The 12694-nt window shown below is 70.9% G+C and carries 10 protein-coding genes and 2 pseudogenes; 4 read left to right on the forward strand and 8 right to left on the reverse strand.

All coding sequences use genetic code 11. From position 1 onward, the window contains the following. The coding region (locus HTV45_RS32695) for an integrase core domain-containing protein (RefSeq protein WP_215209494.1) at positions 1-204 on the forward strand (204 nt) is incomplete at its 5' end. Between the two features lie 155 nt (positions 205-359). Here the strand turns inward: HTV45_RS32695 and HTV45_RS32700 are convergent. The 6 genes and pseudogenes from HTV45_RS32700 to HTV45_RS32725 form a co-directional block, all read right to left on the reverse strand. Then, positions 360-641, reverse strand: a complete 282-nt coding sequence (locus HTV45_RS32700) for a metal-sensitive transcriptional regulator (RefSeq protein WP_215209530.1) — start codon at positions 639-641, stop codon at positions 360-362. Between the two features lie 240 nt (positions 642-881). After that, positions 882-1337 (reverse strand): annotated as a pseudogene (locus HTV45_RS32705) (TetR/AcrR family transcriptional regulator); the annotation flags it as partial. 201 nt (positions 1338-1538) lie between these two features. Then, the gene (locus tag HTV45_RS32710; protein WP_215209531.1) at positions 1539-1892 is read right to left on the reverse strand and encodes a hypothetical protein; all 354 of its coding nucleotides are present in this window, start codon (positions 1890-1892) and stop codon (positions 1539-1541) included. 850 nt (positions 1893-2742) lie between these two features. Beyond that, positions 2743-4326, reverse strand: coding sequence for a hypothetical protein (locus tag HTV45_RS32715; protein WP_215209532.1), 1584 nt, complete (start codon positions 4324-4326; stop codon positions 2743-2745). A 376-nt stretch (positions 4327-4702) separates the two neighbouring features. Beyond that, positions 4703-6079 carry a glycosyltransferase family 4 protein gene (locus HTV45_RS32720; RefSeq protein WP_308309815.1) on the reverse strand — a complete coding sequence of 459 codons (1377 nt, stop codon included), beginning with the start codon at positions 6077-6079 and terminating at the stop codon, positions 4703-4705. 665 nt (positions 6080-6744) lie between these two features. Beyond that, a complete protein-coding gene (locus HTV45_RS32725; RefSeq protein WP_215209533.1) occupies positions 6745-7668 on the reverse strand; it encodes an SDR family NAD(P)-dependent oxidoreductase in 924 nt (307 codons plus the stop codon). A 150-nt stretch (positions 7669-7818) separates the two neighbouring features. On the opposite strand from HTV45_RS32725, the gene HTV45_RS32730 reads away from it, so the two are divergent. Continuing rightward, positions 7819-8685 carry a helix-turn-helix domain-containing protein gene (locus HTV45_RS32730; protein WP_215209534.1) on the forward strand — a complete coding sequence of 289 codons (867 nt, stop codon included), beginning with the start codon at positions 7819-7821 and terminating at the stop codon, positions 8683-8685. 144 nt (positions 8686-8829) lie between these two features. Here the strand turns inward: HTV45_RS32730 and HTV45_RS32735 are convergent, their stop codons facing one another. Together HTV45_RS32735 and HTV45_RS32740 are read right to left on the reverse strand one after the other, a co-directional pair. Continuing rightward, entirely contained in the window at positions 8830-9321 is a 492-nt protein-coding gene (locus HTV45_RS32735) for a GNAT family N-acetyltransferase (protein WP_215209537.1), read from the reverse strand. A gap of 85 nt (positions 9322-9406) precedes the next feature. Continuing rightward, positions 9407-10015, reverse strand: coding sequence for a superoxide dismutase (locus HTV45_RS32740; RefSeq protein ID WP_215209535.1), 609 nt, complete (start codon positions 10013-10015; stop codon positions 9407-9409). A 307-nt stretch (positions 10016-10322) separates the two neighbouring features. On the opposite strand from HTV45_RS32740, the pseudogene HTV45_RS34680 reads away from it, so the two are divergent. Together HTV45_RS34680 and HTV45_RS32745 are read left to right on the forward strand one after the other, a co-directional pair. Beyond that, positions 10323-10501: pseudogene (locus HTV45_RS34680) on the forward strand (transcriptional regulator); the annotation flags it as partial. A 299-nt stretch (positions 10502-10800) separates the two neighbouring features. Beyond that, positions 10801-12204: an MFS transporter gene (locus tag HTV45_RS32745; RefSeq protein ID WP_215209536.1), complete on the forward strand. Its 1404-nt coding sequence runs from the start codon at positions 10801-10803 to the stop codon at positions 12202-12204. Positions 12205-12694: the final 490 nt, after the last annotated feature.

The raw sequence follows: 12694 nt of genomic DNA on the forward strand, positions 1-12694 counted from the left end.
CCGCAGACCAACGGCAAGGTCGAACGCTTCAACCGCACCCTGCTCGACGAATGGGCCTACGCCCGCCCCTACCGCTCGGAGACCGAACGACGCGAAGCGTTCCCCGGCTGGCTGCACACCTACAATCACCACCGCGGACACACCGCGCTCAAGGGCCAACCACCCGCCAGCCGCGTCCCCAACCTCACAGGGCAATACACCTAGGGCACCCGCTCGGGTCCATATCCCCTACCCGGGCGAGCAGGATCGCTCGCTGTCCCCTGGCCACCGTGCCGGCGTCTGGAGTACAGGCCACCGTCGCCTCCAGCCCGCCGGTCAACCCGGCGGGCTCTCGGTGATGGGGTGGCGCGTACCACGGGTCACGCCAGAGAAAGGAACAGCTTCTCCAGCCGGGCCCGCATCTGCTCCCGGTCACCGGAGGCAGCCATGTCGCTATCGGTCAGGCAGTGCTGCAGTCCCGTGGCGATGATCGCGAAACCCGCCTTGTCCAAAGCCCGAGACGCCGCCGCGAGTTGCGTGACCACCTCCTCGCAGTCCCGCCCCTCCTCGATCATCTTGATCACACCGGCTATCTGGCCCTGCGCCCGGCGCAGTCGGTTGACCACTGTCTTCAGTTCCTCAGCCGCCATCGCCAGTTCCACAGCCCACACTCCTTCGCGATACCCCCGCAGGTATCCTATCGAAGGGGTAACCCCAACCGGGCAACATAAAGTCCCCGAGGCACCCACAACCGCCCCCACCGCCCGGTACTCCTTCCGGCTTCCCGACCTGCCCGGTGGCCTGCGGATTCTGCGCGACAGGAATGCGGCCGACAGCGAGCAGGCACCGGCAAAGGCGTGCCGGGCCGCGGCCGGCCGAGGTGTTCCGGCGGTATGAGGGCTTCAGCCCCCTTCCTCCGGGGCGCGGACGGTGCTGCCGGCCGGGGTGAGGCAGCGGCGCACGAGTGCGAGGGTGCGCTGGGTGACCGTATCGAGGGGGGTGCCGTTCTCGACGGCGGCCAGGGCGGTGTGCAGCATTCCGGCGATCAGGTCGGCCGTGAGCGCGGGCTCAGGAGCGCCGAGCTCCCGGACGGCGGCGCGGAACGGTTCGACCTGGTCCAGGTGGAGTTCCATCAGCCGCTGCTGGCAGGCCGGAGGAAGGCCGGCGTTCATGAGGGCGACGGCGGGCCGGTGTGCGCCTTCGGCGCCCAGGCGGAGGCTTTCCCCGAAGAACGCCTCGACGCGTTCCAGTGGGCCGTTCGCGGTGGCCAGGGCGCGGGCGAGTGCCTCGTTGGAGCGCCTGAAGGCCTCCTCCGTGATGGTGGCCAGGAGGGCTGCCGAGGAGTCGAAGTACTGGAAGGGGCCCGGGCCCACGTCCTGGCGGGGACGGGCCGTACCGCGGGCAAGCCGGTCATCACCGTGCGTTGAGGGGTGACGGCTCAGCGGTTCCTCCCCGGCCGTGGCACAGGACGGTCGCGCGCCGTGCGTGCTCCGACGGTCCTGTGCCACGCCTGGAAGGCGGCTCTCACCCGTACCGGTGCCGTGGGGCGCCGTCAGCGGTTACCTGACGTGGAAGCCGTAGACGTGGTAGGTGTCGGCGCCGGTGAAGGGGGCCGACGTGTGGGGCGGGAGCACCTCGACGTCCCATCCGAAGTTCGTCCTCCAGAAGACGACCACTTCGTGGGCGCCGGAGGAGAAGGAAGTGACACCGCTCTGGCTGAGCGGGACGTCGCCGGGGCCGGTCCAGCAGCGGGTGTGCTCCGTGCCGTTCTCCAGGTACGTCACCTTCACGGAATCCGTGCCGGTGCCGCAGTCGATCTCCTCGGTGGCGAACGCGGGGGCTGCCGGGAGCGCGATGCTCACCGCGACGGCGGCCAAGGCGCCCAGCGCCAGTGTTGTGGGTCGGGTTTTCACGGAGTGGTGGTTCCTTCCTGTCAGGGATCTGATGGGACGGAGCTTTAACTATCAACCATTGATCGGTTCTGTTTCAACGTTTCAGTGACATCCCTTCACGAGCCGGCCGGCGGCGACTGTCCGCGGAACGGCCTGGCCCGGAGCGCCGGACGTCCTGGGGGAGAGGCACGGCCCTCGGTACTGGTGGGCTCGCCTGTTCAACTGTCGCCAGTTCCCGGGTGAAGCGGGGACCGTTGCGACGGTGTGTGCCCCCCAGGGTGCTCGGGGGAGGGCAGGCCTGAAGGGGACGGTGGGACAACCAGCTGTGGCGGCTCGGCGACGACCTCGCCGTCCGGTTGCCCTGGGCCACCTCGAACCTGCTCACAGGGGAACAACGTCCACGGCACCCCTACTGCCGGCGTCGGATGGCTCCGCTGGACGCGCACCCGGTCGCGTAGCCGGGTGCAGCTGCGGAATCGATAGGGCCGCGCCAGTGCAGCGACGGGGGGACGCTGCCGGCGCGGCCTTGCGACGCGCGGCTTCGGGGGCGTCCGCGGCGGCGTAGCGCGTCGGCCAGCCCGCCCCTGCCGCTCACACCGCGACCGGTCGGGTGAGTTCGCGCCGGCAGGGGGCGGGCTGGCCGACGCGCTCCACGGTGACCGGGCCCGAGCGGGCAGCGGCTCGGGCGCCGGCGCGGACCGCGGTTGCCGAGCTGGGTCGGGCTTCGTGCGGTGAGGGCGGTGCGGGCACGCTCGAGCGCTGGGCCTCCAGCGCGGCGGTCGCCTCATCGGCGTCGTCGCCCGTCACCTGTACCTGTGCCGCCGACGGGTTCGGCGCAGCGTGTCCTGCTGGAGGGGAGGAACCCGGCTCGTCAGGTGACGGTCATCATGGTGGAGGGGGAGGCCTGGTTGCCCACGGTGAAGGCGACGTTGGTGGGGCCGGTGAGTGCGTCCTCGGTGGCACTGACGCAGACCCACATGACGGTTTCAGCGGTGCCGACGGCCAGATCGACGTCTGTGAAGGTCAGGGTGCTTCCGTCGGCGGAGATCGTCCCCATGTAGACGCGGGTGTCGCCGTTGGTCATGACGGTCAGCTGGTGGTCGGGCCCATGCGGCCCGCCGAAGCGGAGCCCTGCCTGGGGGAGTACTACGCTGATCGTCTGCAGGGGCACGTTGCGGGATCCGTTGTTGCCCACCTTGACGCCGGGGTACTTTTCTTCCCCGCCCCTTTGCAGGATCACCGGGTCGCCGCTCGGTGAGACGGTGAGGGCCGGGTTGACGACGATCCGTGTGGAGGGCGACGTCTTTCCTGAGACGTCGAAAGTCAGGTGGGTGGAGCCGATCGGAGAGTCGTGGTCGGCGCTCACCCCCACCCACATGAGCGTGGTGCCGGGCAGTTGCAGGTTGACGTCGGTGAAGGTGAGCGAGCCACCGTCACCGGACAACGCTCCGGCAAACGGGACGCGTGTCTTGTCGGGGTGCTCCACGGTCAGCTGGTAGTCGGCCTGGGCCTGTGTGCCCCAGAGCAGGTGACGGTCAGGGGGCAGGGTGACCGTCACCGTCAGCGGCCCCAGTGCAATGGTCGATGTAACGCGGACTCCGGGATATGCCGCCTTATCGCCGCCCTGCGTGAGCTGTTGGTCGGGCGGTCCGCCTGGTGTGACGGTGGAGTCCGTCCACTGCAACACCACTTGTCCGCGGCCGTTGGCGTCGCCGATGCCAGTGTGGTAGAGGGGGTCGCCTTTGCCACCCGACCGCGTGCCCGCACCGGGCAGGGTGCGCCCGTTGGTGACGCCGGGGCCTTGCACGAAACTGCTGCCCCCAGCTCCACCGCACTGAAATCGGCTTCCGATGACGAGGCCGCCGCCTCCGCCCGCCCAGCCTGCGCCGCCGGAGGTGTCGCCTCCGCCGCCGCCTCCGCCCATGCCCGGGATCGGCACCTTGCCCCCAGCCCGCAGTCTGAAGCTGGAGCTGCCTCTGTGGCCGGTGCTACCGCCTTGGCCCGCCATGTCCCCTGCGTTGCGGTTGATCGCGCCCTCGCCGCCAGTGGTCCCCGAGGCCCCCCTCGCCGCTGTCCACGAGCGGTCTCTCGTCACCACCGTTCCGTCCGAGCCATGCGTGCCGCCACCTGCCCCACCCGCAACGTTATTCCAGCCCTCACCACCGCCTCCGGCGATCAGAAGTGGCTCTCCCAGCCGCTGGCTGTACAGGCCGCTCATACCCCCGGCGCCCGATCCTCCTCCCATGTCGACGACGACCAGCAAGGTCTCCCCCGGCTGGACCGCGATGTCCCCGGCAGCGAACCCGCCCCCTCCGCCTCCCCAGCCCCTGCCGCCGCCACCCCAGCAACGGGCGTCGATCTTGCTGACACCGGGCGGGACGATGAACTTCTGCACTGCGCCGGTGTAATTGAACCGCTGGATGCGGTGCCCGATGGCCGGGCTCTCGACCGCCATGGGAGCTGTGGAGGGCTCGACGGCCCCCGCTGAGGCGGATACGGGAGCGATGGTCTCCGTGGCCATGTTGCTGTCCTTTCCTTGAGATCTTCGGCTGTGGTCGTGGTCGGTTGCATCGGGCGGGTTCCGTCAGGGACACCGGCCGCATGCACCGCGGGAGGTGACAGTCCCCGGGGTTTGCCTCCTTTCGCCTGTTTCGAGATCGGCACGCGTGCCGATGGCACGCCGGACGCGTTTGTCGTCGTGCCCGCGAGTTCCTGCCGGTGCTCGACGACGGCCCATCAGATGCCGCGGCCGGGGGTTTTCTGGTGCACCAAAATGCTGTGCCTCACCCGGACGTTGGACCGCCGCCGCTGTTGTCCTGACGTGGCGGTGGTCATGGCACAGCGTCCTTCCCTCGCGAGCCGGCGTCGTCGGTGGCGGTGTGCCGGGCTGCGGCAGCACCACCTCGGGTGCCTCCAGAGGTCTTCTCGCCCGGATCCGGCCCGGCGACCATGTGCGCGTCCACCGGTGCCGACGGCACTGGCGTCCCCGGCCGTCTGCTGCCGGCGCGCAGCGGTCTGCCGCGCGCGTCGAACATCCGTCTCACCCAGCGCAGGGTGGAGGCCCGCGGCCGGCCGACGGCGGGTGACCCGTCACGAGAAGGGGCCTCACCTGCGAAGGCCGTCCCGACCCCGCCCTTACGGACACCGCCGGCCGAAACCGTGATGTGCTGGCGCGAAGGACCGTCGGGGCGGGGCCGACCCAGCGATTCGACGGCCTCGCACCACAGGTCCAGATCGCACGCGGCGCTCAGCTCGTCGGAGCGGGCCCGGGCCCGGCGAGAGGCGCGCTCCCAAGTACTGGGATCCCGTAAAGAGTTCAGGGCGTCGATCCATGCGGTGGGATCGTCGCGGTAGGCGAAGATGCCGGCCTGGCCCAGGGCTTCCACGAGCCCCGGGGTGGGATGGGCGATCACCGGGATGCCGGAGGCGAACGCCTCCACCGCGACCCGCCCCCACGACTCGTACAGGCTCGGCATGAGCACCACCCGTGCCTGGCTGTACACGTGCTCACGCATCCGGTGTCCGGGCACCGAGTCGACCACCTCGCAGTTCGGCAACCGCGGCGGGGGCATCACCTGCTCCCCATAGGCGCCGCGCACTCCCCTGAACCGCCACTGCGGGCTCCAGGCGGCGATCTGCCAGAACAGCTCTCCACCCTTGTCGGCATTGAGGTTGACCAACGTCGCGCACTCGCCCGGTCGGGTGCGGTACTCGTCCGCGATCACCGGAGGGCGCACCACGATGCTCCGCCGGGGCAGGAACTCGGCCGGGTAGCGGGCGTAGAAGACCTCCCCGTCCCGCCGGACCCACTGGCTGTTGTAGACGACGAGATCGGCGCCGGCCGCAGTGTGGAAGGTGGTGTCGAAGTTGTCGTGGCAGATCACCACGACCGGGATGCGACTCTCGCGGGCCAGGCCGGCCACCAGGGGCACGTTCTCGTAATGGGACACCAGCACGTCCGCGCGGCTGGCGCGGGCCACGAAATCGATGCCGGCCTGAAAAGGCACCACGCGCACACCGTCGATCTCATAGGGCCGCTCGCTCCTGCCGGGGTGGGACAGCCAGACCTCCACCCGGTGGCCGCGCTCGGCCAGCGGCCGCAGCATCGAGTGCAGCATCCACTCCGACCCGGCGTTGTGATCCGGCGGATACCCGTACACCCGCGCCACCACCGACAACGGCCGCACGGCCGACTGTCTCGCGGCCATCCGGGACGGCCGGAGAGCCGTCCCCCGGTCCGCCCACAGGACATCCCTCGCCAGAAGGGAAGAGGCGGAAACCGCGTGCCGCAGCCCCGGCTCGCCCGGACGAGCCTGTATATGCGGCACACCAGGCCCCGTAGGCGTGTCCGCGTCGCGCGGGAGCGGCGGGACCGCCCGCGCGGGCGGCCAGGGAGCCGACAAGGACCCGGCGGCCCTGGTGTAGAGCGTCGCGGTACGGCGGCTCACGTACGCCGCCAGGGCCTGCAAACCGACATTCCCGCCGCCGCTCACGCCACCTCCCGATAAGACCGAATCGGGCAGGCAAGGAGACGGCGCCGATCCTTCCCGTACGCCGCACCTACACCGCCAGCCCGGTACAGACGTTTCGTGCCCTCACCGTGCGCACACCTGTACGCACCCGTTGTCACCGGAATGTCGGTCGGTACCAGTGCACAACTCCAGCAACGCACGTGCGCTGGCGCACACACGCGCGCTCCGGCGCGCGTTCCTGTCTCCAGCCGTCTCCAGCCGTCTCCAGCCGTCTCCGCTTCGGAGCCGGTGAGTCGTCACGGACGGTGCTGGCCGCGCTGGCCGCGTCGAGCAGGTGGGTGAGGGCGTTCACCATTCGGGTGCGCACGTCGTGCTCCGGGCTGAGTCCGGAGATCCACAGTTCAGGCAGCGTACGCTGCGGTGAACCGCTCGGCGGTGTCCCAGAGTTCGCCTTCGCGCTGAGGGTCGTAGGACTCCTCGGACGACCGGGCCGCATAAGTGCGGTCCACGTAGGACCCGGTCGGCGCCTTGGTCGTGCCGAGGACGACGTCGGCGAGGTAGCGCCCGGCGGCATCGCGGCTGGTCGCGAACGGGGTGAGGGTCATGACCGGCAGGACACGGCGCATCGCGAACCGGGAGATGGGTCCTGCGTTCCGGGCGAGGCCGGTGCCGGGGACGAATCCCGGGTTGTAGGCGACGGAGTCGATCCCGGCCGGCAGTCGGCGCGCGTACTCGTGAACCAGATAGATCGTGGCCAGCTTGCTCGTGGAGTACGCGGTACGCCCGCCGACCGCAGTGTCCGGCTTGGGGAAGGCGCCCGGACGGGCGAGGACCTCCGGGGACTTCCATGCCGGACCCGGCACCATGCCCATGTTGTGCCTGAAGTCACCGAAATGGGTGTCGCTAGCGGTGATCACGATCCGGGCGGGAGCCACGAACCGGTCCTGGAGCAGGCGGACGAACAGGTGGTTGGCGAGCACGTTGACCGTGAAGGTCGACTCGAACCCGTCGGGCCCCTTGGTCAGCGCGTTCGTGTACTGCATGCCCGCGTTGCCCACGAAGCCGCGCAGCAGCGGCAGACCACCCCGCTCCAACCGCTCGCGGATCTCGGCGGCAGCCGACTGGACGCTGCCCAGCGAGCCGAGGTCCGCCGAGACATGCGAGACCGTGTGCCCGCCCGCGCTCAGCTCTGCGGCCAGGCGTGCGCCGGAGGATCCGCGGGTGACGACGACGAGGTGCACGTGGGGCGACCGGCGCAGAATGTGCTCTGCGGCGATGCGACCGATGCCGCGGCTCGCGCCCGTCATCACGACGGTGTGCTGCATGGGAGGCTCCAATGTACGGGTCAGCCGATGTGCGCCCGGCCGGGCGCACCACCACATTCGCCGCTCGCCCCACCGCCAACCAGTGCCGTCCCCGTCACTAGGACCGGCAGTACCCAGGCTCACCGGGTGCCGAGCGGCGAGAATGGATCCATGGCTGCCTCCCGCTCCACCTTCGGCGCACTCCTGCGCGCCTGGCGCGACCGCCTCTCCCCGGCCGACGCCGGCCTCACCGCGACGGCCGGCCGTCGCGCCCCGGGACTGCGCCGCGAGGAGCTCGCGCAGCTGGCCGGGCTCTCGGTCGACTACGTCCTGCGCCTGGAGCAGGCACGCGCGAAGAATCCCTCGGCCCAGGTCGTCGGCGCCCTCTCCAGGGCCCTTCAGGTCTCCCGGCCCGAGCGCGACCAGCTGTACCGAAGCGCCGGGCTCCTGCCGCCGCAGGACGGCACGGTCAGCACCCATGTGCCCCCGGGCATCCAGCGGCTGGCCGCGCGCCTGGGCGACGTCCCGATCGGGGTGTTCACCGCTGACTGGACCCTGGTGTGGTGGAACTCCATGTGGAGCGCACTGCACGGCGACCCCTCCGTGCTCCCGACCGCCGAGCGCAACCTCGCGCGCGCCCTGTTCGGCAACGGCGCCGCTCGTGCCACGCTGTATCCCCTACAGTCCGAGCGCGGACAGGACGCCTTCGAGGCGTCGATCGTCGCCGACCTCAAGGACGCCGCCTCCCGCTACCCCGCGGACGCCCAGCTCGATCGTCTCGTACAGGAACTGCGGGCAGGATCCGACGCCTTTGCCGATCGCTGGGCCACGCAGACAGCCGCCGCTCAGCACACCACTGACCGCAAGACGATCCGGCATCCGGAGATCGGCGACATCCTGCTCGACTGCGACGTCCTGATCGTTCCGGGCGCGGACCTGCGCATGGTCACCTACACGACGGCGTCCGGTAGCAGCGACGAGGGAAAGCTCGACCTCCTGCGCGTCACAGGCGGCCGTACCGCCACCGCGCGCCCCTGACACCGGCCCCGGCTCCAGCGCTGGCGAGACGCCGTACGTCATCGCCTGCGGTGCCCCCCATCCAGCTTCCCGCCGGAAGCCTGGTCGGCGAACGATCCTGTGCGACCGTACTGCTGCTGTACCACCCGGGCGTGGCCGGCCGCCCTACCGGGAGCGGTGCATCAGCACGCGGGCCTGCCCGCTGGGAAGGGTCAGCAATCCGGCTGTTCGCCAGCCGCGGGTCCGGTAGAGCGTCAGGGCCGGTGCGGCGTGGGGATGGGTGACGAGCCAGCGGGGGCACGCCCGGGTGGCGGCGGTGAGTGTGTCGTGGAGTGCGGCTCCCAGGCCTTGTCCGCGGGCGCGCGGGGCGACCGCCAGTTCGCGCAGCTCGAACGGCACGACGCCGTGGGGTGGTGGCCGGTCGGCCAGGGCGGCGAGGTGGCAGGCGGGGCGCCCGTAGGCGAATCCGGCCGGGTGGCCTGCGCTGTCGCGGGCCAGGACGAGGATGAACCCGGGGTGCTGGGTGTCATGGGTGAGCCGGTCGAGTGAGCGGGTGACGTCGGCCGGTGTCGCGTGCCATGGGCGGGGGGCGAAGGCGGCATGAGCGAGCCGGGCGAGTGCGTCGAGATGCCGGCCGACCGCGGCCGGCGGTATCAGGTGCGGGGGTGGGAAACGGGGTGGGGGGGGGGGGGCCGGGAAGCCGAGCTTCCCGGCCCACCGGTGAGGGTGCGCTCACCGGGTTTCAGGCACCGGCGGCGGCGGTGTAACGGGCGGCGACGTCCTCCCAGTTGACCAGGTCCCAGAGCTTGGTGACGTAGTCGGGGCGGACGTTCCTGTACTGCAGGTAGTAGGCGTGCTCCCAGGCGTCGAAGACCAGCAGCGGGACGCTGCCCCGGCCGACGTTGCCGTGGTGGTCGTAGACCTGTTCCACGATCAGGCGGCGCCCCAGCGGCTCCCAGGCCAGCACGCCCCAGCCGGATCCCTGGACGCTCGTGGTGGCCACGGTGAGCTGCTTCCTGAACGCCTCGAAGCCGCCGAGGTGCTCGTCGATGGCGGTGGCCAGGGCTCCGTCGGGGCGGTCGCCGCCGTCCGGGGAGAGGTTCTGCCAGAAGATCGAGTGCAGGACGTGGCCGGAGAGGTTGAAGGCGAAGGTCTTCTCCAGCCCGACCAGGCCGGTCGGGGTGATCTGGTCCTTGTCGCGGACCTCGGCGATCCGCTCCAGGGTGTCGTTGGCGCCCTTGACGTAGGCGGCGTGGTGCTTGGCGTGGTGCAGTTCCAGGATCTCCGGCGTGATGGCCGGAGCGAGCGCGGAGTAGTCGTACGGCATGTCCGGAAGCGCGTAGGCGCCCATGTGGCTCAGCCCCTTTCCAGGCGGTGATCGTCAGAGGCAAGCATGGCCCTTATTGCAAGGTGGTTGCAACAACAACCCCTGTGCATCAGCATGGAAGGGCGGGGCCGGCCAGTCAGCTTTCGGCAGTGCGGCACCATGAACGGTGCGTCCCTTCCCGAGAGGTGATCGTCTTCTCACCCGGCGCCCGCCGGTATCGGCCGGCCCCGCCTTCGTGCCGCGTGCTCGCGCTGGACCACGATGAGGACGGCCGGGCCCGGTGGGGGTTGTGACTCGAAACCGCGGTAGTTCCTCGGGCTGACCCCGCACTCGACTCGAGCTGCGGGCGGAGCGGCTCGACTGGCTGCCCCCGGTACTCGCCTCACTCGGCCGGCCGTTCGTCATCGAGCGCCCGATGCACTCCGCGACCTGGTCATCGTGCTCGCCGATCGCCTCACGTCCTTCGCCGTCGAGCCTGACCGAAGCCCTGGCGAACGGGCCCACGAGTGACGGCATGAGGCGTCAGGCAGGTGCCTGACCTGGCTGTCCGCCCCCTGGTAGCGTTCACGGCATGTCTGCTGCTTCGTGCGCGGCCGCTTGCGCCGCGGTGACCAGGACGTCCCGCTAGCGGCGGGACGTCCGACTCACACTCCTCCTGGACGTCCAGCCGCTTCGTGGTCCCACCGGAGCGGCACGTTCGTGCTGCTCAGAGCTTCCTCTGAGCGACGGAGCACCCGATGTTCCCAGGCATTCCTCCTTCACGCGGGCACAGCCCGTCCCCCGTACGCGCATGGCTGGTGCTGTGCGCGATGTCCATGCTGCAGTTCTTCATCGCGGTCGACGTGACCGTGGTCAACATCGCCCTGCCCTCGATCGGCGCCGGCTTCGACGTCGACGGGCACACCCTGACCTGGGTCGTGGTCGGGTACACGGTCACTGGTGGCGGGATGCTGATGCTCGGTGGCCGGCTGGGCGACCTGCTCGGGCGGCGGCGCGTGCTGCTGCTCGGCACCGGCCTGTTCGGCGCCGCGTCCCTGCTGGCGGGCCTGGCGCCCACGTTTTCCCTGCTGGTGGTCGCACGCCTGCTGCAGGGCGCCGGTGAGGCCGTCGCGCTGCCCGCCGCGATGGCCACCATCGTCCTGCTGTTCCCCGACGGTCCGCGCCGGTCGCGGGCCCTGAGCGTGTGGGCGGCGGTGGCCAGCTGCGGTCTGGTGCTCGGATTCGTGCTGTCCGGACTCCTCACCGCTCACCTGGGGTGGCGGTGGATCTTTCTGGTCTCGGTCCCCTTCATCCTGATCGTGCTGCTGGCAGCGGTCTTCCTGGTCGAGGATGGCCGGCCCGTGGCCCAGGACGGCCCGCCGCTGGACGTTCCCGGCGCGCTGCTGGACGTTCCCGGCGCGCTGCTGCTGACCGCCTGCCCGCTGCTGTTCACCTTCGGCGTGGTCGAGGCGGGCGAACCCGGAACGCCCGCATGGGTGGCCCCTGCGGCGCTGGCCGGGGCGGTGGCCGCCGGGGCCGCGTTCGTGCGGGTCGAGGCACGCTCGCGCAATCCGCTGCTGCCACCGCGCTTCTTCGCCCACCGCACCCGTGTGGCGGCCAACCTGACCACGATGCTGCTGAGCGGGGCGCTGTCGACCTCGTTCCTGCTGTTCACCTTCTACCTGCAGGACCGGTCGGGCCTCGGTCCGATGGGCGCGGGTCTGACGATGCTGCCGCTGGCGCTCTCGCTGATCGTGTTCTCCATGCTCGTGCCCCGTCTGCTGGGCCGCTGGGGAGCACGCGCGTGTGTGCTGGCCGGCATCGGGTTCACCGCCGCCGCGATGGCCGCGATCGCGCTCGTCTCGGCCCTGCGGGCAGGCGGGGCGGCGATGATCCCGGCCATGCTCCTGATCGCGGCCGGAATGGGGTTCGGCATCGTGGGGCTCCAGTACCTCGCGGTCAGCGGCGTCACCGAGGACGACGCCGGGATCGCCTCGGGTGTCCAGCGCGCTGCTGACCAGCTGGGCGGGGCGACCGGGGTGGCGGTCTGCGTCGGGATCGGGTTCGCGCCGACCCTGCACTCCTTCGATCCGTTCCTGATCGCCACCCTGCTGGCCGCCGTGGGGCTCGTGGCCGGGGCGGTCATGGCCTGGCGCATGGCCACGCCCACTCCCGCAACGGACCTGCAGGAACAGGAACAGGAACAGGAACAGGAACAGGAACGGGCCGGGTGACCTTCGTCCCGCCGGGGTGTGCCGCCCCTACCGCCAAGGCGGCACACCCCGGCGGGACCGCTGGTCGTCCCCGGCGATCGGTGCGGGGTACTCACGGCAATCCGCCCCCCCCCGCAACGCCGGTACGAGCGGCTGCACAACGTGGCGGCGCCCCCGGTGTTCACGCCGGGGACGAACGCGTCTCGAGACTGTTCTGACCGCGCTGGACAGTACCGATGCCGCCAATGCCCTGGCCCGTCGAGAGCCACCGTCGTGGACCCCGNAGGCGGCACACCCCGGCGGGACCGCTGGTCGTCCCCGGCGATCGGTGCGGGGTACTCACGGCAATCCGCCCCCCCCCCGCAACGCCGGTACGAGCGGCTGCACAACGTGGCGGCGCCCCCGGTGTTCACGCCGGGGACGAACGCGTCTCGAGACTGTTCTGACCGCGCTGGACAGTACCGATGCCGCCAATGCCCTGGCCCGTCGAGAGCCACCGTCGTGGACCCCG

The organism is Streptomyces sp. CHD11 (assembly GCF_018638295.1).
Classification (GTDB): domain Bacteria; phylum Actinomycetota; class Actinomycetes; order Streptomycetales; family Streptomycetaceae; genus Streptomyces.